The 24,439-nt window shown below is 58.5% G+C and carries 20 protein-coding genes and 1 pseudogene; 14 read left to right on the top strand and 7 right to left on the bottom strand.

The features are described from left to right. Positions 1-512 (bottom strand): annotated as a pseudogene (locus tag VEZ52_RS03890) (IMP cyclohydrolase); the annotation flags it as partial. A gap of 316 nt (positions 513-828) precedes the next feature. Between VEZ52_RS03890 and VEZ52_RS03885 the strand changes: the two are divergent. The 4 genes from VEZ52_RS03885 (at position 829) to VEZ52_RS03870 (ending at position 6,567) form a co-directional block, all read left to right on the top strand. After that, positions 829-1,194, top strand: a complete 366-nt coding sequence (locus tag VEZ52_RS03885; RefSeq protein ID WP_324835618.1) for a hypothetical protein — start codon at positions 829-831, stop codon at positions 1,192-1,194. Positions 1,195-1,396: 202 nt separating this feature from the next. Beyond that, on the top strand, positions 1,397-2,674 hold the full coding sequence (locus tag VEZ52_RS03880) for an adenylosuccinate synthase (protein ID WP_324835617.1): 1,278 nt from the start codon (positions 1,397-1,399) through the stop codon (positions 2,672-2,674). A gap of 23 nt (positions 2,675-2,697) precedes the next feature. Next, on the top strand, positions 2,698-3,603 hold the full coding sequence (locus tag VEZ52_RS03875; protein ID WP_324835616.1) for a DNA polymerase III subunit delta': 906 nt from the start codon (positions 2,698-2,700) through the stop codon (positions 3,601-3,603). A gap of 135 nt (positions 3,604-3,738) precedes the next feature. Continuing rightward, entirely contained in the window at positions 3,739-6,567 is a 2,829-nt protein-coding gene (locus tag VEZ52_RS03870; protein WP_324835615.1) for a transporter substrate-binding domain-containing diguanylate cyclase, read from the top strand. 252 nt (positions 6,568-6,819) lie between these two features. Here the strand turns inward: VEZ52_RS03870 and VEZ52_RS03865 are convergent, their stop codons facing one another. Then, positions 6,820-7,296 (bottom strand): hypothetical protein, encoded by a 477-nt coding sequence (locus tag VEZ52_RS03865; RefSeq protein ID WP_192112618.1) that lies wholly within the window; start codon positions 7,294-7,296, stop codon positions 6,820-6,822. Between the two features lie 260 nt (positions 7,297-7,556). On the opposite strand from VEZ52_RS03865, the gene VEZ52_RS03860 reads away from it, so the two are divergent. The 6 genes from VEZ52_RS03860 (at position 7,557) to VEZ52_RS03835 (ending at position 13,995) form a co-directional block, all read left to right on the top strand. Next, a complete protein-coding gene (locus tag VEZ52_RS03860; RefSeq protein WP_192112617.1) occupies positions 7,557-8,000 on the top strand; it encodes a DMT family transporter in 444 nt (147 codons plus the stop codon). Positions 8,001-8,105: 105 nt separating this feature from the next. Beyond that, the gene (gene asnS / locus VEZ52_RS03855; protein WP_324835614.1) at positions 8,106-9,470 is read left to right on the top strand and encodes an asparagine--tRNA ligase; all 1,365 of its coding nucleotides are present in this window, start codon (positions 8,106-8,108) and stop codon (positions 9,468-9,470) included. 226 nt (positions 9,471-9,696) lie between these two features. Continuing rightward, a complete protein-coding gene (locus VEZ52_RS03850; RefSeq protein WP_308587766.1) occupies positions 9,697-10,743 on the top strand; it encodes an aspartate-semialdehyde dehydrogenase in 1,047 nt (348 codons plus the stop codon). 61 nt (positions 10,744-10,804) lie between these two features. Further along, positions 10,805-11,755: an aminotransferase class IV gene (locus tag VEZ52_RS03845; RefSeq protein ID WP_324835613.1), complete on the top strand. Its 951-nt coding sequence runs from the start codon at positions 10,805-10,807 to the stop codon at positions 11,753-11,755. Next, complete coding sequence (locus tag VEZ52_RS03840; protein ID WP_324835612.1) at positions 11,755-12,996, top strand: glycosyltransferase; 1,242 nt, start codon at positions 11,755-11,757, stop codon at positions 12,994-12,996. The genes VEZ52_RS03845 and VEZ52_RS03840 overlap by 1 nt, the downstream gene beginning before the upstream one ends. A gap of 90 nt (positions 12,997-13,086) precedes the next feature. Further along, the gene (locus VEZ52_RS03835) at positions 13,087-13,995 is read left to right on the top strand and encodes an ATP-binding protein (protein WP_291446086.1); all 909 of its coding nucleotides are present in this window, start codon (positions 13,087-13,089) and stop codon (positions 13,993-13,995) included. 62 nt (positions 13,996-14,057) lie between these two features. Here the strand turns inward: VEZ52_RS03835 and fabF are convergent, their stop codons facing one another. Both fabF and VEZ52_RS03825 read right to left on the bottom strand, forming a co-directional pair. After that, on the bottom strand, positions 14,058-15,290 hold the full coding sequence (fabF, locus tag VEZ52_RS03830; protein ID WP_324835611.1) for a beta-ketoacyl-ACP synthase II: 1,233 nt from the start codon (positions 15,288-15,290) through the stop codon (positions 14,058-14,060). 85 nt (positions 15,291-15,375) lie between these two features. After that, the gene (locus VEZ52_RS03825) at positions 15,376-15,804 is read right to left on the bottom strand and encodes a MarR family winged helix-turn-helix transcriptional regulator (RefSeq protein ID WP_324835610.1); all 429 of its coding nucleotides are present in this window, start codon (positions 15,802-15,804) and stop codon (positions 15,376-15,378) included. A 164-nt stretch (positions 15,805-15,968) separates the two neighbouring features. Between VEZ52_RS03825 and feoB the strand changes: the two genes are divergently transcribed. Beyond that, positions 15,969-18,281, top strand: a complete 2,313-nt coding sequence (gene feoB / locus VEZ52_RS03820) for a ferrous iron transport protein B (protein WP_324835609.1) — start codon at positions 15,969-15,971, stop codon at positions 18,279-18,281. Further along, positions 18,278-19,462 (top strand): diguanylate cyclase, encoded by a 1,185-nt coding sequence (locus tag VEZ52_RS03815; protein ID WP_324835608.1) that lies wholly within the window; start codon positions 18,278-18,280, stop codon positions 19,460-19,462. Before feoB ends, VEZ52_RS03815 begins: the two co-directional genes overlap by 4 nt. A 93-nt stretch (positions 19,463-19,555) precedes the next feature. Here VEZ52_RS03815 and VEZ52_RS03810 read toward each other — a convergent pair whose 3' ends face one another. Together VEZ52_RS03810 and VEZ52_RS03805 are read right to left on the bottom strand one after the other, a co-directional pair. Beyond that, the gene (locus VEZ52_RS03810) at positions 19,556-20,746 is read right to left on the bottom strand and encodes a mandelate racemase/muconate lactonizing enzyme family protein (RefSeq protein WP_324835607.1); all 1,191 of its coding nucleotides are present in this window, start codon (positions 20,744-20,746) and stop codon (positions 19,556-19,558) included. A 15-nt stretch (positions 20,747-20,761) separates the two neighbouring features. Further along, on the bottom strand, positions 20,762-22,060 hold the full coding sequence (locus VEZ52_RS03805) for an MFS transporter (protein ID WP_324835606.1): 1,299 nt from the start codon (positions 22,058-22,060) through the stop codon (positions 20,762-20,764). Positions 22,061-22,281: 221 nt separating this feature from the next. On the opposite strand from VEZ52_RS03805, the gene VEZ52_RS03800 reads away from it, so the two are divergent. Then, the gene (locus tag VEZ52_RS03800; protein WP_324835605.1) at positions 22,282-23,232 is read left to right on the top strand and encodes a LysR family transcriptional regulator; all 951 of its coding nucleotides are present in this window, start codon (positions 22,282-22,284) and stop codon (positions 23,230-23,232) included. A 100-nt stretch (positions 23,233-23,332) separates the two neighbouring features. Here the strand turns inward: VEZ52_RS03800 and VEZ52_RS03795 are convergent, their stop codons facing one another. Further along, entirely contained in the window at positions 23,333-23,584 is a 252-nt protein-coding gene (locus tag VEZ52_RS03795; RefSeq protein WP_324835604.1) for a FeoA family protein, read from the bottom strand. A gap of 252 nt (positions 23,585-23,836) precedes the next feature. Between VEZ52_RS03795 and VEZ52_RS03790 the strand changes: the two genes are divergently transcribed. Continuing rightward, positions 23,837-24,439 (top strand): acyltransferase (locus tag VEZ52_RS03790; protein WP_324835603.1); only part of this gene is annotated, 603 nt, incomplete at its 3' end.

Raw genomic sequence — 24,439 nt, 5'->3', positions numbered from 1 at the left:
ACAATTTCCGCAGCTTCGCGGGTAAAGGGACGGTTGACCACCACGGCCCCGCCAAAGGCGGCGATGCGGTCGCACCAGAAGGCCTTTTCAAGGGCCGCAGCAATGCCGTCATTGCTCCAGGCCGCGCCGCTGGGATTGTTGTGCTTCAAGATCACCGCCGCAGGGCGCTCGGTGAGGTACTGCAAAATATTGGCCCCGTTGTCCACGTCCGTGAGGTTGGTCTTGCCGGGGTGCTTGCCTGCCTGAATCATCTGGCTTTCGGTAAGCGCGGAAACGATGCCATTGCCGGGGCCGCGCCAGTTCAGACCGCCACACGTGATGGTGCCTTCCTTAAGAGCGTAGAGGGCTGCGGGCTGGTCGGGATTTTCGCCGTAGCGCAGGCCCTTCTCCTCGTTGTCCAGCGTCCAGGTGCGCTTTTGGTAGACGAGTTTTTCATCGCCCAGAATGATGGTCATGGTGTCAGGGAAAGCGTCCTTGTGGACGGTGCTGTACATGGACTTGAGATCCGACATGCTTGCCTCCAGATGTTCGCCGATCAAGTGAGGCATTCGCATACCACAAAACACGCCGGACAACCAGCCCCGATTCGCTGCTGGCGGCGGTTGGGGCGGTCTGGCGGCAAACCTGCCCGGATTACAATGATAGGGCCGGAGCACGTTTGTTGTCAGGCAAGAAAGGCGCACGGCTGGCAAGGGGAGTGTACTCTTATGGTACTCGACCCGCGGCAGCCGCAGCCTGACGCCGCCTGGCGGCAAACCTGCCCGGCCCATGCCCGCGTTGACGAAATTTCATGCGCACTCTACAGTAGTGCGTTACATGGGAGGTAATATGGAAAAGCTGCTTGTCAGACTGGCCCAGCAACTGGACGCCATTGACGAAGCCTCGCTTATGTCGTTGTGGAGCAAGTACGCTACGACGGCCAGTCGGTTTGAACCCACCAAGAGGTGGGAGGAAGCCACGCTCGTATTTTCGCTGATTCAGGCCAAACGCTGGAAAAACCAGCTTTTCAACTACCACTGGGCCAGACAGGCGCAGCCGCTTGGCAAGGAGCCTGAAGGCGCGGTCAATCCCATGCCGGAATTTGAGCTTGAAGGGCCGGAGGCCGCCCCGGCGGCCAGCAAATGCAGGGTGCTTGAGTTTAAGCCCTCCAGATCGAGCGAAAGGGACCAGACTGACCCCAAGCCCGAAAATTGACGCGCATGCAGGCCAGATGGCTCTGGATGGTCATTTGACTTGCAGTTGCATACGGGATACGTACCATCAAAGGCTTTGCGTCCCGCTTTAGCGGCAGTGGGGCCGTAGGGTAGATTCCCTTCGGTCGATCTGTCGCGTCCGGCGTGTGAACGCGCCTTACATCACCCGCCGTAGCGCGGCGGCATTGCAGGCAGGTAACACCATGGCGAATACGGTCATCATCGGCGCTCAGTGGGGCGACGAGGGCAAGGGCAAGATTGTTGATATGCTGAGCGCCCAGAGCCGCGTTATTGTCCGCTTTCAGGGCGGCAACAACGCAGGGCACACCATCAAGGTGCAGGGCGAGGAAACCATTCTTCACCTTATCCCCTCCGGCATACTGCACGAAAACAAAATTTGCCTCATTGGCAACGGCGTTGTGCTCGACCCGCATGTGTTCCTAGAAGAAGTGGATCACCTTGCCGCCAGAGGCATTGACGTTTCACCCGCGCGCCTTGGCATCAGCAAGAAAACCCACCTGATCATGCCGTATCACAAAAGCCTGGATCAGGCCCGCGAAGCCAAACGCGCCGGACACAAGATCGGCACCACAGGTCGCGGCATCGGCCCCTGCTACGAAGACAAGGCAGCCCGGGTGGGCCTGCGCGCAGGCGACCTGACCGACCCTGATCTTGTTCGCGCCAAGGTGGCCCACGCCCTGCAGGAAAAAAACGTTCTGCTGCGCGACCTCTACAAATTTGAACCTCTTGATGAAAACACCGTGAGTGAAGAGCTTCTGGCTCTTGCGCCGCGCCTTGTTCCCTACCTCACCGAGGTGGAAGAACGCATGCAGGAAGTGCAGGCCGAAGGCGGCGATATCCTTTTTGAAGGCGCTCAGGGCATCCATCTTGATATCGACCACGGCACATACCCCTTTGTGACCTCGTCCAATACGGTGGCGGGCAATGCATCGGCTGGCTGCGGCATTGCGCCCTCGGCCCTGAACCGCATTGTGGGCATCGTCAAGGCCTACACCACGCGCGTGGGTTCCGGCCCCTTCCCCACCGAACTGCTGGACGACACAGGCAGCTACCTGCGCACCCAGGGTCATGAATTCGGCGCCACCACGGGCCGTCCCCGCCGTTGCGGCTGGCTGGATGCCGTGGTGTTGCGCGAAAGCGTTCGACTGAACGGGCTTACGGACATTGCCCTGACCAAGCTTGACGTGCTGCAGAACCTGCCCGTGCTGAAAATCTGCGTTGCCTACGAATACAAGGGCAAACGCCTGAGCTACCTGCCGCAGGAAGAATGCTCCCTTGGCGGCGTAACGCCCATCTACGAAGAAATGCCCGGCTTTGAAGAAGACATCACCCAGTGCGCCAGCTATGAAGAGCTGCCCGCCACTGTGCGCGCCTATATTGCCCGCATTGAAGAGCTGACGGGCGTCAAGGTTTCGCTGGTTTCGGTGGGCGCTGACCGCCGCCAGACCATCGTGCGCTAGGAGGCGGAGCGGCCTTACAGGTCATGAACACCCTGCTGCCCGCCATAGCTGATGCCGCCTTTGACCGGCTGAAGAGCGTACTCGACAATCTGGGTGCGACTCCGCCGCAGGTATTGCTCCTTGAGGGCGGCAGCGAGGCCCAGCGCCTTGATACGGCACGTTACTGGGCCGCCCGCGTTAACTGCCCGCAGGCGGAAACATCGGGCACGCCCTGCCTGACCTGCCCCGTGTGCATGCAGATTGCCGCTGGCGAGCATCTGGATCTGGCAGCATATGACGGTCGCATAAGCAACCGTGAAGATGAAGAAAACCCTGGCCCTGTCCGTGCGTTCAACATGGAACGCGTGCGCGAACTCAAGGTTCGCCTGCGGGATGCTCCGCACGGACAGGGACGCAGGGTTGTTATACTCATGGGGCTCAGCCTCACCCGCGACGAAGCTTCCAACGCCCTGCTCAAGGCCCTGGAAGAACCCTCAAGCACCACTGTCTTCATTCTGCTTGCACCCCAGCGCGAACAGCTCCTGCCTACCCTGGTTTCCCGCTCATTCTGCCTCACCCTGCCGTGGCCCGACAGCCGCGCCGATGATGAGGAGATGCGCCCCTGGGAAGACGCCCTTGCGCAATTTCTTGTTCAAGGGCAAGGTTTTTTTGACCGTGTTGCTGCCAAGGGAGCCATCGACGCTGCAGGGGCAACCCGTTTGCTGCTGTGCTGTCAAAAGGCCATGAGCAGAATACTTTCAGACAGGCAAGACCCGGCGCGCCCGCTGGATGCGGCCCTGGCTGGGCTGCGCGGCAAGGCCCGCGCGGTAGCCTGCCAATGGTTTGCCGAAGCTCAGGATGCCCTGAACTATGGAGTTACTCCGGCCAGGATCCTTGAAGCGCTGGCGGCACGACTTTTTGCCTTGCGTCATGCGGCGGGTCAATCGTAACAGGCGTTCTGCGTCACAGGGTTTACGCATATGGGCAACAGGCATTTTTTCCTTCTTACGCTCCTGTTCTGCTTTGCCTTATTGTGCCCGCTGCAGATCACTGTCCATCCTGCTTTAGCTGATCAGTCGCGCACCGTGCGTGTGGCGCTCCCCCCCATTTCGCAGTTCAACCGTGTCGATGACGGGCAGGTTGTGGGGTACATTCCCGACTATCTGACCCAGCTCTCCCGCTATACGGGATGGAACATAGTTTACGTTGTTGAAAAAGACTGGGCCGCCTGCCTGGCCGCGCTGGACAATGGCGAGGTCGACATCTGCACGCCCGCCCGGTATTCGGCTGAACGCGCCCGGCAGTATCTCTACTGCGCATACCCAGGCGGCACTTCCTATACAGCCATTCTGGCTCCCAATGATTCTCCGGTTATTTACGATGACCTGGATAACCTCGCGCAATTACGCGTGGGGAGCATGGGCAATGCCATCTGGCTTAAGGACTTTGCTGACTTTATCAGGCAGCGCGGCGGCACCATGCCCACCATTGTGGAATACCCCGGCAGGGAAGAGCTGCGGGAAGCCATGCACTCCGGCCAGGTGGACGCCATTCTGGAAACCGTGCTGTCGTTGCGGAATGACGAAAAAATTCTGGCAAAGTGCAAGCTCACGCCTTTCTTCTACGTAGGTTCACACAAAAACCCAAAACTCATGCAGGAACTTGAGCAGGCCATGGTGCAGCTCAAGATGGAGCAGCCCGATCTGGAGTATCGCCTGGGGCGCATGTATCTTCCGCGTATGTTTCAGACGCCGCTTTCTCGGGCGGAACTGACCTACATTGCCCAGCAGCCGCCCCTGCGCGTGGGCTACAATCCTGACCGCAAGCCCTATTCGTGGCAGGATCCTGCCACAGGAAACGCACGTGGCATCCTCCCCGATATCCTGCGGGATGCAGCGGCGCGTAGCGGTTTGCAGTTTATCTTTGAGCCATATGCTGTGCATCCCATAAACTTTACTGATGCCTATGTTCAAAACAAGCTGGATATGGCCTTTGGTTCGTTTACCTCGTCAGCCCTTCAGTCGCACAAGGATTTTCGCCTGACCGCGCCGCTGACGCGCAGCAGCCTGTATCTATACGCCAAGCCAGATGTCAAACTGGAACAACAGTCGTTATTCACGCTGGCTGTACCGGCAAATATCTATAATGCGGCAGAGTACGCATCCCGCATGTTTCCCAATGCGATAATCAAACTTTTTTCTGATGAGGAAGCATGCCTGACAGCCACGGGCCGCCGCGAAGCCAACGCTGTTCTGGGCAACGCCATGGTGCTCAACAACCTTACGAGTTCTCCGCGTTTCAGCGAATTCAATCCTGTCACCAGCTTCAGCGATATTGAAGAAGCGCGCCTGACCATCAGGCCGGGGCTGCCCGATATGTTGCTGGGCATTTTGAACAACCTCTTGCTGACCATTGACGAAAAGAGCCGAACCCAGATCATTTCCAGCAATATAGCAGCGGCAGCTACTTCGCCGACACTGGCGGATATTGTGTATGAAAACCGCTCGCTGCTGATGGTTGTAGCCGAGCTGATGCTCTTTGTTTCGGCTCTTGTTGCCTACGCCCTGCACCTTCGCCGCAAAAGCCTGTCCAACCAGATCGCCAGCGAGCAGCGCCTTGCCCACATAGCCGACAACATCAACGGCGGCGTCATCAGCATATCCACACAGCTGCCCTTGCAGATTCTTGATGCCAACAACGGCTTCTGGCAATTGCTCGGCTACGAAGCCGACAAACCGCAGACTACTGCGTTTATTGATCTGCTGCATGCTGACGACACCAAAAAGCTGATGGACATGCTTGCAGACAAAAAAAGCGGCCCTGTGACAAACACCATGGAACTGAGGCTGCGCCACAAGGATGGTCAATGGCTGCCCCTGCTGTTGCGCGGCACATTTTCCGGCGATGAGAATGCTCACCGCTCCATTGATTGCGTGGTGGTGGACATCACCGAACAAAAACGCATGCAGGAAGAACTTGAGCAGGAAAAGGAACGCTACCGGATTCTGCTTGAGCAGTCGCAGGACATTTTTTTCGATGTGGATACAGAAAAACGCCAGTTCCGCTGTTCGCCCAACTTTTTGCTGAAGTTCGGCAGAGAGGCCACGCCCCTCTTTAACGAAAACGGCCGCCCGAGCAACAGGCATATCATCCATCCAGAAGACCTGCCCGCCCTCAACGAACTGCGGCGGCGCATCCGCAGCGGCAACCCCACTGCCTTTGCAGTCATGCGCATCCCCACTGCCGAGGGGCGCTACATCTGGTGCCGAGTGCAGGCCACACGTATCAGCAAGCAAGACGCACCCTTGCGCCTTGTGGGCAAAATTGTTGATATTGATGAAGAAGTGAGACGCCGTGCCGAGCTTGAGCGCCGCACCCAGCGCGACAGTTTGACTGACCTGCTGAACAAGACCGCCTTCCGCGACAAAATCTGCGCAGCCATGCCTGCAAAGCCGCAGCAGGATAGAACTGATGCGCTTCTGTTCCTTGACCTGGATAATTTCAAACTGATCAACGACACCTTTGGGCATGTCAGGGGCGATGCCGCCCTGCTTGAAGCCAGCGATGCCCTCAAACGCATCTTTCGCAACGCTGATGCTGTGGGCCGTTTTGGGGGCGATGAATTCTGCGTTTTTGTCAGGGACATCACGCGCGCGGCACTCAAGGAGCGGGCCGAGGCCCTGCTTTTAGAACTGCACAAATTTATTGAGCACGATGGACAGAGTGTAGAGATCACCACCAGCATAGGCATCTATCTCTTTGACGGCACCGAAGCGTCATACGACGTAGCCTTGCACCGCGCGGACAATGCGCAGTATCTGGCAAAACAGGCTGGCAAGAACTGCTACCGCTTTTATGATGAAACCCCTGAAGCCTGGACTGACGAAACGGACACCTCCAAGCAAAGCAGCTAGGCGGGCGACATAATCCCTGCAATGGGCTTTGCGGGCGCGTCTATTTTGCCCCTATAAATAAAAAAGGCTTCCCGCCACGTGGGAAGCCTTTCTATTTGCGCCACAAATTTCGGCGCGCGCGGGGTTGGAAGGAAGCTTGTTCAATTCAGCCGTACACTCCCGGCTCTGGTTCGAGCCGTCAGGTCCGCCTATAAAATTCACCATTCTCAACGCTCGGCAGTGTTGCTGCTAGCTCCAAGCATTGGACTTTTGTTACTTCCACAGACTGCTGTACTTGGCGGCTATGCCGTCAGTACGTTCCACCAGTTTGTCCACCAGACCGTCCACATCTTCCACGCTCGCCGTGCCAAGATCCCGGGCCAGCAGATAGCCAAGGTAACCACGGCCCTGCTTGAACACCCAGCAGACCGAATACACGGAACCCACAGCGGGGCGACCGGCAAATTCAGGCTGCGTGCTCACCATGACGTAGAGCTTGGGGATGTCTTTTTCTTCATCATCATTGAGAGTGAACAGGCTGCTCTGGTTGAAGCGCTCCTTGAGCTTGGTGCCGAGGCGCGCGCCAATGCTGTCAGTGCCTTCCAGCGACACGCTGACAGTGGTCACGCGGTCAACGGTCTTTTCTGGCTTGTCCTGCACGGGTTTGCCTGCCTGTGGGGTAGCCGCAAAGGCCGCGCCCGTGAGCGCCAGAATGCATATCAGGGTAAAAACGCCAAAAAATTTTTTCATGCCTATCCCTCAATTTCAGAATATACCCGCTTTCAGCGAATGCCGGGGCAAGGCCACCGGAGCGCCCGCAGGAAACTGATTTGTTCTTGACCTTGATCCATTCTATATAATCTTTAGAAAAAGGTGAAGCGGGTATTTTTTCATGCGCAAACGGGGAAAAATGTATATAGTCCGCGCCCTGCCCCGGTTTCCCTTGCCTGCCGCCATGTTGCCGCACTCAAGCCCATCGGGGCAATGACACCGATCAAAGGATTTTTTTCATGAAGCACATTCTTTTACTACTGGCTTTTGGCGCCGGCTGCTGCCTCCCGGTGCAGGCGGGTATAAACACCTTGTTGCGGCGCTTTCTGGGCGAACCCATGCAGGCCGCGCTTGTTTCTTTTGCCGTGGGTACGCTGGCGCTGTGGGTGTACAGCCTGGCGGCACGGCACACGTGGCCTTCCATTTCGCAGCTTTCCGCTGTTCCGTGGTGGATGTGGACAGGCGGCGTGCTTGGCGCAATTTTTGTGAGTTGCACCATCTTTCTTGCGCCCCGGCTTGGGGCTGCCACCATGACCGCCGTCATGTTGTCGGGCCAGCTGGTGGCCTCTGTCTTGCTTGACCATTATGCCCTTGTGGGCTTTCCCGAACACCCCGTTTCACCACTGCGCCTAGCGGGCATTGCCCTGCTTTTTGCGGGCGCGTGGCTCGTTCGGGTGTTTTAACGCAAGCAGCACCCCGCACAGGGCTTTCACTATGCGCGCCATCTTGAGCTGTGCCGCACTAAGGGCTACAGTATCTGCAAATTGCCGCATCACAAGGAACATGCCATGCAAAGAACCCTTATCATAGACGCCCTTGCAGCGACTGAGGCCCAAGCCTCCATCACCATTTGCGGCTGGATCCGCACCCGCCGCGATGCCAAGGAATTTTCCTTTGTGGAGGTCAACGACGGCTCCTGCCTCGGCAACATGCAGTGCATTGTTGACGCGGGCACCACCGCGCACGAACAGCTAGATCAGGCCGCCACGGGTGCCGCCATCAGCGTTACGGGCGAGCTTGTGGCATCACCCGGCAAGGGGCAGCTGTGGGAAATCAGGGCGCAGAGCGTTACTGTTTTCGGTCTGGCTGATCCCGAGACCTTCCCCTTGCAGAAAAAACGCCATTCTGACGAATTTTTGCGCACAATCGCACACCTGCGTTCCCGCACCAACAAGTACGGCGCTGCCTTCCGCATCCGTTCCGAAGCGGGCCAGGCGGTGCACCAGTTTTTTCAGAACCGCCGCTTTTCATGGGTGCATACGCCGGTGCTCACCGGGGCGGACTGCGAGGGCGCGGGCGAGATGTTCCGCGTCACCTGCCTGGAACCCGGCGACAAGGATGTGACCGCCGACTTTTTTGGCCGCCAGTGCAATCTGACTGTTTCCGGTCAGCTTGAGGCCGAAGCCCTCGCCATGGGCCTTGGGCGCGTGTACACTTTCGGCCCCACCTTCCGCGCCGAAAATTCCAATACGCCGCGCCACGCCGCCGAGTTCTGGATGATCGAGCCGGAAATGGCCTTTGCCGACCTGCAAGACCTCATGGAACTGGGCGAAAGCCTGACCCGGCATGTGATCGAACACGCTCTCGCCCACTGCGAATCCGACCTCAAGCTCTTTGACAGCTTTGTCGACAAGGGCCTTGTTGAACGCCTCAAGGGCATGGTAGCTGCACCCTTTGCCCGCGTTTCGTACACGGAAGCCGTGGAAATTTTGCAAAAAAGCGGCAAGGAATTTGCCTTCCCTGTTTCATTCGGCACGGACCTTCAAACCGAGCACGAACGCTATCTGGCTGAAGAGCATTTTAAAAAGCCTGTGGCTGTGTATGATTACCCCAAGGAAATCAAGGCGTTCTACATGCGCCAGAATGACGACGGCAAAACCGTTGCCGCCATGGACATGCTGGTGCCGCGCATCGGCGAACTCATCGGCGGTTCGCAGCGCGAGGAGCGCCTTGACCGGCTGACTGCCCGCATCAAGGAACTCGGCCAGAATCCGGAAGATTACTGGTGGTACATGGATTTGCGCCGTTTCGGCACAGCGCCCCATGCCGGCTTTGGCCTTGGCTTCGAGCGTTTGCTCATGATGCTGACCGGCATCACCAACATCCGCGACGTCATTGCCTTCCCGCGTACACCGGGCAATCTGGAATTCTAAAGCCACTCCGGCAAGGCCTCCTTTCAGCCAGCCTGTTGCGAAAGCAGCGGGCTGGCTTTTTTCAATCCGCCAGCACCGCCAGCCGCAAAAAGCGCAAAAAAGCCCGAAGCAGCGCCGTAGCGGGGCCGTCATGCCCTTCACATTTGCCTTTTTGCCGGGTATAGTACGCGCTCACCTTTTTGGAGGCATCGAGCCGCCGCCCATCGCCCAAGGAGAGCGAAATACCATGAGCAAGAAGCTGACTGTAGCCGTTGTAGGCGCCACAGGCGCCGTAGGCCGTGAAATGCTCAAGACCCTGCACGAAAGGGACTTTCCCGCCACCGAAATCCGCGCCTTTGCGTCCGCCCGTTCCGCGGGCACCAAGGTGCCGTATGGCGGCAAAGAGCTGACCGTGCAAGAGCTTAAAGAAGATGTCTTTGAGGGCATTGATTTGGCCATTTTTTCCGCCGGCGGCAGCACTTCGCAAAAATTTGCCCCGCATGCGGCCAAGGCTGGCTGCGTGGTGGTGGACAATTCCGCTGCATGGCGCATGGACGACCGCTGCCCCCTGGTGGTGCCGGAAGTCAACGCCCACGCCCTTGAAGGCCACAACGGCATCATTGCCAACCCCAATTGCTCCACCATCCAGATGCTGGTGGTGCTCAAGCCCCTGCACGACGCCGCCAAGATCAAGCGCGTTGTGGTTTCCACCTATCAGGCGGTTTCCGGCACCGGGCAGAAGGGTATTGAAGAACTGGAACGCCAGGTGCGCGACCTCTTCAATGGCCGCGAGACGGAATGCAATACCTATCCCTACCGCATTGCCTTCAACGCGCTGCCACACATCGATGTCTTCCTTGATAACGACTACACCAAGGAAGAAATGAAGATGGTTCATGAAACCGTCAAAATATTTGAAGATCCTTCAGTCAAGGTTACGGCCACCTGTGTGCGCGTACCGGTGTTCTACTGCCACGCCGAATCGGTGAACATTGAAACCGAAAAGAAACTCACAGCCAAGGATGCCCGCGTCATGCTTTCGCAGGCTCCCGGCGTGCGCGTGGTCGATAATCCCCGCGAACTCATGTACCCCATGCCCTCCTACTGCGTGGGCGAGGATGAAACCTACGTGGGGCGCATCCGCGAGGACGAAACCATTGAAAACGGCCTGAACCTCTGGATTGTGGCCGACAACGTGCGCAAGGGCGCAGCCCTCAACGCCGTGCAGATCGGCGAAGAACTGATCAAGCGCGACCTGCTGCGCGTGACCGACAAAAACGTGTTCCTGAAGTAATTGCCTGCGGGCGCGCGGGTCTCGCTGACCTGCGCGCCCGTGCGCTTTGGAGGCCTTTGCGGTGCAAGCTGTAGACGCTGAAACATATCTCAAGGCCCTGCTTTCCGCGCCCCGGCCAGGGTCGGAGCAGGTTCTCGCTTTTTATGACCACCGGGTGGGGCATATCTGCACCGACCCGCGTCTTCTGCTGCTGCCCCTCGATGACCATATCTGCCATCGCGGCGACGGCCTTTTTGAAAGCATCAGTTTTCGCCAGCGCACAATTTTCGGGCTGGATGCGCATCTGGCCCGTCTGGTGGACGGCGCTGCGGCCCTTTCCATCACGCCGCCCTGCACCTGGGAAGCCCTGCGCCAACACATACTCGATGTGGCCCTTGCCGCAGGCGTGGACAATGGCGATCTGCGCGTTTTTCTGAGCCGAGGCCCCGGCGGATTCGGCATTTCGCCCGCCGAATGCCCGCAGGCTGGCCTGTACATTGTGGCCCTCAAAAAGGCTCTGCCCACGGCGGCCTTCTACGAAAAAGGGCTCACAGCATTTGCCAGCGCCATCCCGCCCAAGCAGGAATATCTGGCCCGCATCAAGAACACCAACTATCTGCCCAATGTGTTCATGGCTATGGAAGCCCGCCAGAAGGGCATGGACGTGGCCGTGACCTTTGACGAAAACGACATCATGGGCGAGGCGGCCGTGGCCAACGTGGGCCTTGTGGATGAGCAAGGCCGCCTGCTTTGCCCTGAAATCAGGCGTATTCTGCCCGGCACCACACTGCTGGCCGCCATGGAAGTCGCCGCAGAGCGCATGCCAGTCGTACAGATGCCCATTCCCCGCGCAGCCATAGACAGCGCCAGTGAAATGCTGCTGTTCACCAGCTCCACCCTTTGCGTGGGCATCACCCATTTTGACGGCAAGCCCGTGGGCCATGGCGCGCATGCCGGCAAGCCCGGCCCTGTGGCCCTGTGGCTCAAGGATGTTCTTTTGGACTATATGCTGAAAAAAGGCGCGCCCCTCTGATGCGTGTTCTGCTTATTGCCCTGCAACAGACCACTGACGCCCCAGCCTCACCCGAAGAGCAGCGCCATTGGACAGAACAGGGCGCACCCATGCGCCTTGCCCGGCTGGAAGAAGACCACGCTCTGGCCCTGGCCTGCACCATGCGTGACGGCGGCAGGCTGGCCCCAATGCTGCTGTGCCAGAAAAATTCACGCCTGCACCGCCGCGCCGCCGCACTGAACCTGCCCACACTCACGGCAGGCGGACCAATGGATTTCATGCGCCTGTGGCTCTGGCAGCGCAAGCACAAGCACTTGCTGGTGCAGACCTTTGGCGAAAGCGGCATACCCCTTGGCCGCCGGGTGCTGACCATGCGTCCCCCGTCCTCCACCCTTTTGAGCCACGCATTTCTGCTGCGCGCGCCGCGCCCGGAAGTCTGCTTTGGCAAGGGAATGCTGGCAGCCCACAAAATACTCTGCGGCTCCAGTTATGTGCGCGACCGCATCGCCAAAGCCAGCGGCATCACCGATGGCGAAACACCCTGGCGCGGCCCCAAAAACCGTGCGCTGCCCCTGCCGGGCGACACGCTCGCGCTGACAGCGCCGGGCATGAGCATTGAAGGTTTTGAACCTGCGCCCGAATGGCCCGCAGAACCAGCAGCGGGCCAGCGTTTTGTTTTTTGCATGGGCGATGCCCTCACGCCACGCTCGGGCGCGCATATCGTCATCCGGGCCATGGCCGCCATCTGGCAGCGCCGCGATTTGCCCGCATGGGAAGTACGTGCCGCCGGGGGTGGACCCCGCTTTCAGGAAGTGCTGGACGAGGCGGAATCCCTGGGCGTGCAGTCGCGCTTGTGCCTGCTCAACGAGCAAAGCCTGCCGCACCTGCTGCGTACCTGCCATGCATGGATAGCACCCGGCTCCGCGCCGGACGAACTGCCGGAAACACTCGGGGCAGGTCTGGCGGCCCAAACGCCCGTCATCTGCGGACAGAGCGCCCTGCACGAGCAGCGGCTTGCCGCCGCTCCCGATGCCGCCTGCATGTTTGAAGAAAACAATCCGCAGTCGCTGGCCGAATGCATGATAAACGTCATGACAGATGCAGCCCAGCGCCGCCGTATTGTGGAAGCGGGCAGTGCATTGCGGCCCGGCCTGAGTCATGAATCGTTTGCCCTTGCAACCTGCACCCGGCACGAAAGCTGGTGCAGCCAGCTTGGCTGGCTTGAGCAAAACAGCCAGCAGCAAGCCCCCGTGCAGTCATAAACAACCAGCTATCATCAGCGCGCCCCGCGCCCGTGGCAGCAGCATGCCGCCTGAACGTGGGACAATACCGCAAACACATACAGGAATCGTATGAAATGTAAAATCTGCAAAGCCGAGGCCGTGGTGGCTCTGCGCAGCCACAACGCCGCCTTTTGCCCCGACTGTTACAAGGATTTTTTTGCCCGTCAGGTGGAACGCGGCATTGAAGGCCAAAAGCTGTTTACCCGCGATGAGCGGGTGCTGGTGGCCCTTTCTGGCGGCAAGGATTCGCTGGCGCTCATGCTCGAGCTCTCCCGCCAGGGATACAATGTGACCGGTCTGCACATTGATCTGGACATTCCGGTTTCTTCCGCTGCGGCGCGCGGCGTGGTTGAACGCTTCTGCGCCAAGCACGGCCTCAAGCTGATGGTCAAGGAAATGGCCGCAGAAGGCCTGTCCATTCCGCTGGTCAAGGAAAGGCTGCACCGCCCCATCTGCTCGGCCTGCGGCAAGATCAAGCGTCATTTCTTCAACAAGGTCGCTCTGGACGAAGGCTTTGACGCCCTCGCCACCGGGCATAACCTGGACGATGAAGTGGCCCGCCTTTTCAGCAACACCCTGCGCTGGGATACCTCGTATCTTTCAGATCAGGGGCCGAGGCTGGAAAGCGAACACGGCTTTTCGCGCAAGGTTAAGCCCCTGTGGCGGCTCTCGGAATTTGAAACGGCCAACTACGCCTTTCTTATGGGCATAGAAAACCACTACGCCCCTTGCCCATACAGCCCCGGCGCGAGCTTCACCACGCTCAAGGGGCTGATGCAGAACCTCGAGGCCGCCATGCCGGGCCGCAAGCTGGATTTCTATCAGGGCTTTCTTTCGCGCGGGCGGCCCGTCTTTGCCCGCCGTGAGGCGGAGGAAGGTCTGGAGCTGGCCCCCTGCACGGAATGCGGCTATCCCACATCTTCCGGCGACCGTTGCGGCGTATGCCGCATCCGCTCCGCCCTGCTCGACGAGGGCTAGAGGGACAACTTTGCACAAAACGGCCCGGCAGTCGCCGGGCCGTTTTGTGCGTTTATTACGGTCTATTCTTCATGTTTCCTGAAGACGAGCGAAGCGTTATGCCCCCCAAAACCAAAAGAATTGGAGAGCGCATAACGGGTGGATGTTTGCTCGGCCTGGTTGCAGACGTGCGGGATATCGCACTCGCCGTCGGGTGCATCCAGATTTATTGTCGGCGGCAGCAGGCCATGCCGCAAAGCCTCAAGGGTAATGATGGCTTCTATGCCGCCAGCCGCCCCAAACAGATGCCCGGTCATGGACTTTGTGGCGCTGACCTTGAGCGTTTTCAGGCTGTCGCCAAAAACGCTCCTGATTGCTGCGGCTTCAGACCGGTCACCTTCTTTTGTGCCTGTGGCGTGGGCATTGATGTAGCCAATTTCGGCCGCAGGAACGCCGGACTGGCGGATGGCGATTTCCATGGCCCGCGCTCCGCCCTGAAAGTCTGGCGATGTGATATGCCCCGCATCGCACGTTGCTCCGTACCCGACCACCTCGCCAAGGATTGTCGCCTGGCGGCGGCGGGCATGTTCCTCTTCCTCCAGCAGCAATACAGCAGCGCCCTCAGCCATGACAAAGCCGTCACGCCCGCTGTCAAAAGGGCGGCTGGCCTGTTCCGGCACATCGTTGCGGGTTGAAAGAGCCTTCATGCTGGAAAAACCCGCCAGCAAAAACGGCTGAATACCCGCATCGCTTCCGCCTGCCAGCATGACATCCGCCTGCCCGTGGGCAATGCTCAAAAAGGCCTCACCGATGGCATTGTTAGCTGAGGCGCAAGCGGACACAGGCGCATAATTTGCCCCTTTAAAACCCGTCCTGATAGCGACCACGCCCGAAGCCATGTTGACGATCATCATGGGTATCATGAAAGGCGAAACCCGTCGCGCGCCCTTGTTCAGAAAGGCTTCATGATTTTTCATGATAGTTTCTATGCCGCCAATGCCAGAGCCCACATAAACCCCGGCGCGTTCCGGATCCCAATCGGCGCTTTCCAGGCCGGACATCTCCACCGCCTGCAGGGCGGCTGCAACGGCAAACTGGATATATTTGTCGTATTTTTTTGCATCCTTTGCGCAAAAATATGTTTCTGCCGAAAAGTCGTCCACCTTGCCGGCGATTCGCACCGGGGATTCATCAAACGCAGAGTCGTCCATATACCTGATGCCGGATTTTCCGGAACTGATGTTCTTCCACATGGTTTCAGGGTCGTTTCCTGAAGAAGATATAACCCCAAATCCTGTTACAACTACCTTACGCATGGCATCTCCTGGCCTGTTAATTTATATGTATATACATGAATATAGATACACCAAGCCCAATTATTTTCTTGAATTGCAGCATGCGCTAGGCGCGGCTCTCTTCTGCAATCCGTGAAACCTTGAGCAACAGTCGCAGCAATTCCTGGACATCATCGTCCCCCAATTCTGAAATCATAAGTTGCTGCGCCTCTTCCCAATGAGGATGGGCTTCCTTGAGGCTGTCTGCACCAAGGGCCGTCAACTGCATGATCTTTTTGCGGGAATCAGCCGGGGCCGGGGCACTTGCAACAAGCCCCAGTTTTTCCAGTTTTTCCACGTTTCTGGTCACGGTTGTCTGGTCAATGCCCAAAACCCGACCAATCTCCGTTATCGAAGGCTCCTCCAGACCAGCAATAGCCCGCAACAAACCATACTGGGTCATACGCATTCCGTTGCGCGCCAGATACTTGCCATAAAGCTGATTGAGTTGCCGATCCGCCTTTCGGATTTGGAGAAAGAGACAAGGCAGTTGCATGGGTACTCCACATTTTCATGTATATACATATATTATTCGATGCCCGGCGCATGTCAATACCGGGGAAGACGCTTGACTTCGGCATAGTTTGAAAATAGATTTCAATTCCATTCAAATTGAGCCACCCCGGCTGATCCGGTGCGGCGATGACAGGAGCGCACAGCATGCCGGAACCCTTTTCCGCAGCCATCGGAATGCGTGGCGGCAATGCACGCACGCTCATCGGTGGCTTGGCCTATTCCCTGCGGCTTGCCATCGCGGGCAATCCCAACTGCGGCAAGACCACAGTTTTCAATGCCCTCACAGGCGCGCACCAGCATGTGGGCAACTACAGCGGCGTGACCGTTGAAAAAAAAGAGGGCTTTATCCGCCACGAAGGGCAGGAGATCATCCTTGTGGATCTGCCCGGCGCGTATTCGCTTTCCGCCTATTCACAGGAGGAGGTGGTGGCGCGCAACGTGCTGCTGGGCGGCGCGGTGCAGGCGGTCATCAACGTTGTGGACGCGGGCATTCTGGAGCGCGGGCTGCTGCTTACGGCCCAGTTGCGCGAAATGGGCCTGCCCGTGGTCATTGCCTGCAACATGATGGACGAGGCGCGGGCGGCGGGCATCAGCATTGATTTTTTGCGCCTTTCGGAACTCATGGGAGCCGTTGCCGTGCCCACGGTCGGCACCTCGGGCAATGGCCTGCGGGAGGCCCTTTCTGCGGCGCGGCAGGCGGCCCTTGATGCAGAAAACAACAGCCAGCAAACTGACCTTCCCGCTGCTTTGCCCGCCGGGAGTTACGGCTCAGCCCTGCGCATAAGCTACGGCCCGCTGCTCGACCCGATACTGGAAACCATGGAAAAACGCATTGGTGCAACCCAGGGCATGGCATCCTCTCCCTATGCCCACTGCGCCCCGCGCTGGCTGGCCCTGTGCCTGCTACAGGATGATGCGGAAGCCCGGGCGGCCTTGCAGGCGGCGGATGCAGACCTTGCCGCCGACATGGCCCAGGTCTGCCGCTTTGTGCAGGACGAACTGAGCAGCATCGGCCGCGATGCGGAAGGACTGATAGCTGATGGCCACAGCGACTTTGTGCGCAAGATTGCCGCCGCCTGCGTTATTAAAACCGGCGAGCGCCACCGACTCAGCCTCTCGGACAGGCTCGACCGCATACTGGCCCATGCGGTTTGGGGCGCGCTGATCATGCTTGGCGTGCTTTACGCCATGTTTCAGATCACCATTGTTTTAGGCTCCTACCCGCAGGGCTGGCTGGAGGGCGCGTTCAGCGCGCTGGCTGGCACGATGCGGGGCACACTGCCCGAGGGTCTGCTCTCCTCCCTGCTGGTGGACGGCGTGATCGCGGGGGTTGGCGGGGTGCTCAGCTTTGTGCCGCTGGTGCTCATCATGTTTGCGCTCATCGCCTTTGTGGAAGACAGCGGCTACATGGCGCGCATGGCCTACATTGCCGACCGTGTGTTCCAGTTTTTCGGCCTGCACGGAGCCTCGGTGATGCCCTATATCATTTCCGGCGGCATTGCGGGCGGCTGCGCCATCCCCGGCGTCATGGCAACCCGCACCATGCGCAGCCCCAAGGAAAAACTGGCCACCATGCTCACCCTGCCCTATATGGCCTGCGGGGCCAAACTGCCCGTATATCTGCTGCTGGTGGGCACGTTTTTTCCGCACAATGCCGCCAACATGATGTTTGCCATCATCATGCTCTCGTGGGTGCTGGCCTTCTGCGTGGCTCTGCTGCTGCGCAAAACGGTATTGCGCGGCGAGGCGACGCCCCTGGTCATGGAAATGCCGCCCTACCGCATGCCCACCGTGCGCGGCATCTGCATCCATTGCTGGGAGCGCACCTGGATGTACCTTAAAAAGGCGGGCACGGTGCTTGTGCCGCTGTCCATGCTGATCTGGGCGGCCATGACCTTTCCGGCCCTTGATCCGCAAACGGCCCTGCCCTTTGAAAACGAAATCGCCCGCCTGAACGCCGGGCTTGAACGCGAAGACCTGACTGCGGAAGCGCGCGCCAGTCAGGAAGAAGCCCTTGCAAAAGTTCAGGAAGAACTGGATGCCGAGCGCCTGCGGCATACCCTTGCCGGAAGTCTTGGCTCCTGGCTTGAAGGCGCAACTGCCTACGCGGGATTCAGCTGGCGCACCGATGTGGCCCTTATCGGCGGCATTGCCGCCAAGGAGGCCATCATTTCCACACTGGGCACGGCCTACGCCCTTGGGGAGCAAGACCCGGAAGACCCCGCCTCTCTGGCGGAACTGCTCCGTGCCGACCCCACATGGAATCAGGGCACGGCCCTGGCTCTGCTTGTTTTTGTCATGCTCTACGCCCCCTGCTTTGTCACTCTGGTTGTCATACGGCAGGAGTCGGGGAGCTGGAAGTGGGTGGCCTTCAGCATAGCCTTCAATACGCTGCTGGCCTTTGGCATGGCCGTGGGCGTGTACCAGACGTACCGCTTTTTCTGGATGGACGCATGATGATTAAACGCACAGAAAGCGCGCCCGGCATGGGCATACGCGCATATATTGCCTTGGGCCTCACGGTGATGACCCTGCTTTTTACCGCCAGCTTTTTCTATTTCATGAGCATGGCACGCGAGGTCAGCGTGTCCGGCACCAGAACCTACGGGCTTTTCATGACCCTGGCCGAGAGCGACAAACTGGCCGACAGCCGCAACATGACGCGACTGCGCGATGCAGAATCCGCACTGGCCGCCTTGCCCGCACTGACTGCAAAATCAGCGGTGCCGGAGACCAGCGCCGCGCTGGCGGAGCTTTCCGCCGCCATCGCGGAACTGGCAAATTCGCAACCAGTAACTGACGAAATGCTGCTGCAACTGCGCCGCACGGCTACCCTTGCGCACGAATTTGAAAACCGTCTGCTCATGGGTTTTCTGCTGCTGGGCGCAGGGCTGGCCCTGCTCTTCGGCCTGCTGCGCCTGCACCTGGCGCGCCCGCTGCAAAGCATCATGGTCTTTCTCAACCAGTTGGGCACAGGTTCCACCAGCCAGCCGCCAAAACACAGCTTTATCACCGAACTGCGCAACATATCGGCAGCGCTTGAAAATCTGGGCACCTATCTGTCGCTCGCCACAGTGCGCTCGCAAAAATTGGCTTCGGAGCACGACCACTTCCAGAAAATGTCGCTGGTGGACGGCCTCACCGGCGTGGGCAACCGCCGCGCCTTTGACGACAAGCTGGAATCCCTGTGGCTGCATGCTCTGCAAACCGGCACGCCGCTGGCGCTTATCATGCTGGATGTGGATACCTTCAAACGCTACAATGACAGCCTGGGGCATCAGGCCGGGGATGAATGCCTGCGCCGCATTGCCGCCGCCATGAGCAGGGCGGCACGCTCCACGGATGTTTGCGCACGCTACGGCGGGGAGGAGTTTGCCCTGTTGCTGCCGGGCGCGGACGCCGCAACGGCGCAGGCCGTGGCCGCCCGCGTGCATGCGGAGGTGGCGCGGGAGCAGTTGCCCCACCCCAGTTCGCCAGTGGGCAACATGGTGACCGTCAGCCTGGGAGTGAGCAGCCATATGCCGCAGGAGGAGCAGAAGGAAGAAAGCCAGATGCTTGTGCGGCAGACGGATTCCGCCCTCTATGCCGCCAAGGCCGCAGGCCGCAACCGCACCTGCGTTTACGGCCATATTTCATAACTTATCGAGTCGGGTAGCCTTTCTCGGCATGCAAAAAGCCGCCCGGATTCAATCCGGACGGCTTTTATTCACTGCTCTGACAGGAAGTATAACTTACTTCACCGTTACAACCGTTGAAGCCGCAATAGTTTCCGCCGTCAGTTCCTGGCCCAGACCGGGCAGTTCGGGCACGGAGTACACACCATTTTCAGGCATATAGTTGTGCACGCAGCTTCTGGTGTTGGGTTCAAGCAGTGCGTAGCGGTGCAATTCATGGATCATGAAATTGGGAATGGCCGCCTCCAGATGCAGGGCCGCAGCGGTCGAGATGGGGCCGCCGCACACGTGAATCTGCACGGTCACATCATAGACGTGAGCCATGTCGCAAATTTTCTTTACTTCTGTGAGGCCCCCGCAGGTGCAGATATCAGGCTGGATGACGCTCAGCGAACCCTCCTCAAGGAAGGGGCGATAGCCCCAGCGCCAGTAAATACGCTCGCCAGCAGCGATGGGAATCGGCACATTGTCCGCAACCTTTTTCATCTGTTTGGGGTTCAGAGGCATGACGGGTTCTTCGTAGTACAGCACGCCAAGCTCCGCGATCATGCGGCCAAACTGGATGGCCGCAATGGTGGACGTGAAGGAGTGCATTTCAACAATGATATCCATATCCGGTCCAACGGCCTTACGCATGGCTGCAAGACGGTCATAGCCCCTGCGCAGTACCTTGTCGGGCAGCACGCCTGAAAGATCCTGCTGGTTCCAGTTGCCCTCCCCGTCCATGGCGATAACGTCCACCTTGAGGGCATCATACCCTTCTTCCTGGGCTATAAGCGCAGTTTCGGCATAGGCCTGGGGATCAACAAGCATGGCTTTGTCCTGCCCGGCCCCCCAGCCAAACTGCAGCTGGCTGGCATAAGCTCGTATCTTGCTGCGGGTTTTGCCGCCAAGCAGCTGATACAGGGGGACGCCTTGCGCCTTACCCTTGATGTCCCACATGGCAAGGTCAAGGCCGCTCATGGCAGCGGAAAAAATACCGCCGCCGCCCTGTCCCCAAAAGGTCTTGCGCAGCATTTTTTCCCAGATCGCTTCGTTGCACATGGGGTTCATGCCAATGAGAATCTGGGCCAGATCTTTCGCCATGCCAAATCCGCCAGAAGCACCCACGCCGTAAGCAAGGCCCACTTCACCGAAGCCGCTGACGCCTTCATCCGTATTAACCCGGACAACAACAGGACGCCACTTGCTGGTGGCAGAGCTGAAGTCGTTTGCCACATCAATGACATCAATGCTTGTAATCTTCATTATCATTCTCCTGAGCTAAGCGCGTTTTATCGCAAGAATACCAGCCGCTATGGTCGCCGCCGCGCTTGTGAACACAAGGCAGAGCAAACCGGCGCTGTACTGGCCGGTAGTATTGATGAAAAATCCGATCATCGCTGGCGCAAGCGAGGCCAGCCCGTTGGCAATGCCGTTCATGATGCCTGACGCTGTGGATATGGATTGGGCGGGAATGAGCCCTTGCAGCAACGTCCAGGCCACTGGAGTGCCCATGGTGCAGGAGGCCACGGCGAGAGAAAGCAATACGGCGGAAAGGTATTTTTCCTCTGTGATTGCGCCAAGGTACACGCAGCAGCCTGCCACAAACATGGCTGACATAAGAATGTAGGCCGCCTTACCCGCCAGTTTGTCTACCAACACGCCGCTGGAGACCTTGAAAATAATCGAAAGCACAAAGGGCAGTGATGCCAGCCAGCCCATCTCACTCCAGCTGAACCCTCGGGCTGATTTAAGATAACTTGGCAGCCAGGTGATCAAACCCCAGTACATGCACTGGAGGCACAAATACCAGAACACCAGCAGCCAGAAGTTAAAGTTGCCAATAAAGCCTTTGAGGCGCTGGCCCAGCGGCAAGGCTGCTTCAGCCGGAGCGGCAGCCTCCTGCCCGGCCTCAATGTATTCCAGCTCTGCCTTGTTGATGCTTTTGTGCTGCCTCGGGGTGTCCGCCGTATGCCGCCAGAGCAGGTACAGGGGGATAAGACCCACCGCAAGGCAAAAATGAAAATTTGAGCGCCAGCCGAAATGCCCGATAAGGTAGGCAAAAAATGGCATTGCAATAGCAGGAGCCACCGATTGCCCCACAATCCAGGCTGCATTGGCCCGCCCTCGTTCGTGCCGGGGAAACCAGTTTTTTACAAAAACGCTTTGCAGCGGGTAGTACATGCCCTCACCAACGCCAAGCATGACCCGGCTGGCGATAATGATCGTAAATGTTGAGGCAATGCCGCCCATAAACAGAGAAACCGTCCAAAGGGCAATACAGAGCATCATGGATTTGCGCGGCCCCAGATAGTCGCCGATGGGCGCCAGCAGTACGTTGGCCACACCGTATGCCGCCAGAAAAACAGACATCATCATGCCTATTTGCACTGGCGCACCCTTAATGCCCATTTCGAGCAGAAAGGGATCGTTTGCGGCCAGAACGGAAACATTGACGCGGTCAAGATATGCTATGAATATCCCGATAAACAGACAAAATACGATTATAAATCGTTTTTTTGTTTGTACTTCGCCTGTTTCTTTCGTTTCATTCGCAGAGGAAACGGTTTTTTCACCCATAGTATTCCTTCCTGACGTTTTTTATGACCCTGCAATGCGCATTTGCTGTAATCATACACGTAGTTAATAGTCTTTTAATTTCCACTATGAGTTACCGGCACTTCCCATATGGAATTTCCATTGTCACTACTATGCTGCGTAAATCCAGATTGGTAAAATTGTTTTTATTTGTGGATTAATAAGATAAAGTTATTGAAGACACCGAATGAAAGGGAAAATTAATGCAATTAACTCTGCGGCAAATTGAGGCATTTCTGACGGTTGCCAACCTGCGCAGCTTCACTGCTGCCGGGGCTTCCTTGCACATTACCCAAAGTGCCGTGAGCAACCTTATCAAGGATCTTGAGGCGCAGGTTGGCGTGCCGCTTTTTGACCGCACATCGCGCTTCGTCTCACTTTCTCCCGATGGGCGAGAGATGTACACGCTGGCTCAGAAGGCCTTTCACGAATTTTTGCTTATGGAAAAATACGCCGCAGATCTCAGCAGCCTGCGCGCGGGCAGAGTACGCGTTGTGGGCGCACCTCTCATAGCCTGCACGCTGCTGCCGCTGCTGCTCGCGCATTTCAAGAGAGCCCAACCCGCCATACGGGTCGAGCTGGTGGATCAGCCCATGGCACTAGTGCAATCAAGCATACAGCAAGGAGATGCAGAGGTCGGCTTTGGCCCGGCCCGCCTGCCGGAAACAGATATTATAGCCCGGCATTTTTTTACCACACCTGTGAGCATGCTCTCCCGTCCGGATCACCCGCTGGCAGGAAAGCACAGCACCTGGAGCGAGGTAAAGGAGGTTCCCGTGGTTGCAGTGGGGAGGGAGTCTGTGGGCTATATTGCCGCGGACGTGGGTTCGCAGCCGCCGTTTACCATTGGGCATGTAGTCAATCAGATGCCTACGGCCTTTGCCCTGGCCGCAGCAGGTTGCGGCGTTGCGCTCGCGGGACGCTTTTCACTGATGCTGGCGCGGGGCTACGGCCTTGTGGCTACTCTCCTGCACGAGCCTGTTTTGTACCGGGAAATGCAGATGTATCTGCCCGCTGCCCGCAAGCTCTCGGGCGCTGCCGCTACCTTTGTGGATTTTGCCATGCAGTTTGTGAAAGATCACGATCCCAACACCTTGGATTCAGCCACTGTCGCAGAACTGGCACCGCCGCTCAGTACACGCAGAGATGCCTGATCACAGGCGGCTGGTCTGACTTTACAGCATAAAAAAACGCCCTGCTAAAAAGCAGAGCGTCTGAACACATACATGTCTGGCAAGCCTGAAAACAAGCGCGCTAATTGCCTGACGTTGCCGCTGGTTGCACCATGATGGCCCCGGCCTCCCTGCGGCGCAGGGCGATGGTCACTTCTGCGCAGCGCAGGGCCAGAGGGTCGCGCAGGGGCGCATAGCCCACCACAGAAACAGGCATGCCGGAACCCAGCCCCATATCGCGGATGCGCCGCGCAAGCTCGCCCCTGGCATTGATGCTGACAATACGCGCCACCTCGCCCACCTTGAGGGACGTGAGAGGAATAACTGAATCCATTGCGCCTCCGCCGTTTGCTGTAAAACGACCTATTTCAAAAATAACATTCATTTTCAATTTACTGATCATCAGGCCCAGCGTCAAGAAAAGATGCCGCCGGCAACCAGCGGATATCGCACCCGCCAATACTCAGCGCGGCAGGCTCCAGCCGCTCCACTCGACCATATGGCCCGACTCTGGCATGATGCCTTGCAGCGGGAGGGCCGCTTGCCCTCCACGCCCTTTCCGGCACACGTCAACAACGGACAAGCCATGAGCATCCTGAAAAAAGTTCTGGAACGGGGCATCACCCCTTCCAACGTCATAAGCTATTTGTGTTTGCAGATCATGCGCGTGAACGGCGCGGTCTGGGGTACCCTGCGCCTGCGGCTCAAGGCCCTTGCGTTGGGCGTACAGGTGGGTGCTGGCGTGTCGGCACACGGGCCTGTAGGCCTGCTGCGCTGGCCGGGCAGCCGCATGAGTATTGGCGCTGGCGCAAGCCTTATTTCTTCCTGGCGGCGGGCCACTGCGGCCGCGCTGGCCCATCCCGTGCGGCTGCGCACCTTCGGCCCTGGGGCCAGCATCGAGATCGGCCCCGGCTGCCAGTTGAGCGGCACGTCCATCACCGCGCGCTCCACGGTCATACGCCTTGGTCGTCAGGTCATGGTCGGCCCCAACTGCGTTGTGGTGGATTCCGACTTTCACGCCCACTGGCCGCCGGAAGCCCGCGCCACCGAACCCGGCATGGAAGGCGACCGCCCGGTAACCATTGGCGACTACGTGTGGATTGGCATGAACTGCCTTATCCTCAAGGGCGTAACCATTGGCGAGGGGGCCATCATCGGCGCTGGCAGCGTGGTCACGCGCGATGTGCCG

It is taken from the genome of Desulfovibrio sp., from assembly GCF_035644575.1.
In the GTDB taxonomy this organism is placed as follows: Bacteria; Desulfobacterota; Desulfovibrionia; order Desulfovibrionales; family Desulfovibrionaceae; genus Desulfovibrio.
This window is presented reverse-complemented; position numbering and strand designations above follow the sequence as displayed.

Bases quoted from the DNA above. Each gene is read 5' to 3' on its own strand.
- VEZ52_RS03860 (WP_192112617.1), top strand. From the start codon at position 7,557: ATGAAGCACATTCTTTTACTACTGGCTTTTGGCGCCGGCTGCTGCCTC.
- asnS (WP_324835614.1), top strand. From the start codon at position 8,106: ATGCAAAGAACCCTTATCATAGACGCCCTTGCAGCGACTGAGGCCCAA.
- VEZ52_RS03875 (WP_324835616.1), top strand. From the start codon at position 2,698: ATGAACACCCTGCTGCCCGCCATAGCTGATGCCGCCTTTGACCGGCTG.
- VEZ52_RS03835 (WP_291446086.1), top strand. From the start codon at position 13,087: ATGAAATGTAAAATCTGCAAAGCCGAGGCCGTGGTGGCTCTGCGCAGC.
- feoB (WP_324835609.1), top strand. From the start codon at position 15,969: ATGCCGGAACCCTTTTCCGCAGCCATCGGAATGCGTGGCGGCAATGCA.
- VEZ52_RS03810 (WP_324835607.1), bottom strand. From the start codon at position 20,746: ATGAAGATTACAAGCATTGATGTCATTGATGTGGCAAACGACTTCAGC.
- VEZ52_RS03795 (WP_324835604.1), bottom strand. From the start codon at position 23,584: ATGGATTCAGTTATTCCTCTCACGTCCCTCAAGGTGGGCGAGGTGGCG.
- VEZ52_RS03865 (WP_192112618.1), bottom strand. From the start codon at position 7,296: ATGAAAAAATTTTTTGGCGTTTTTACCCTGATATGCATTCTGGCGCTC.
- VEZ52_RS03850 (WP_308587766.1), top strand. From the start codon at position 9,697: ATGAGCAAGAAGCTGACTGTAGCCGTTGTAGGCGCCACAGGCGCCGTA.
- VEZ52_RS03805 (WP_324835606.1), bottom strand. From the start codon at position 22,060: ATGGGTGAAAAAACCGTTTCCTCTGCGAATGAAACGAAAGAAACAGGC.
- VEZ52_RS03815 (WP_324835608.1), top strand. From the start codon at position 18,278: ATGATGATTAAACGCACAGAAAGCGCGCCCGGCATGGGCATACGCGCA.
- VEZ52_RS03825 (WP_324835610.1), bottom strand. From the start codon at position 15,804: ATGCAACTGCCTTGTCTCTTTCTCCAAATCCGAAAGGCGGATCGGCAA.
- VEZ52_RS03880 (WP_324835617.1), top strand. From the start codon at position 1,397: ATGGCGAATACGGTCATCATCGGCGCTCAGTGGGGCGACGAGGGCAAG.
- VEZ52_RS03885 (WP_324835618.1), top strand. From the start codon at position 829: ATGGAAAAGCTGCTTGTCAGACTGGCCCAGCAACTGGACGCCATTGAC.
- fabF (WP_324835611.1), bottom strand. From the start codon at position 15,290: ATGCGTAAGGTAGTTGTAACAGGATTTGGGGTTATATCTTCTTCAGGA.
- VEZ52_RS03840 (WP_324835612.1), top strand. From the start codon at position 11,755: ATGCGTGTTCTGCTTATTGCCCTGCAACAGACCACTGACGCCCCAGCC.
- VEZ52_RS03800 (WP_324835605.1), top strand. From the start codon at position 22,282: ATGCAATTAACTCTGCGGCAAATTGAGGCATTTCTGACGGTTGCCAAC.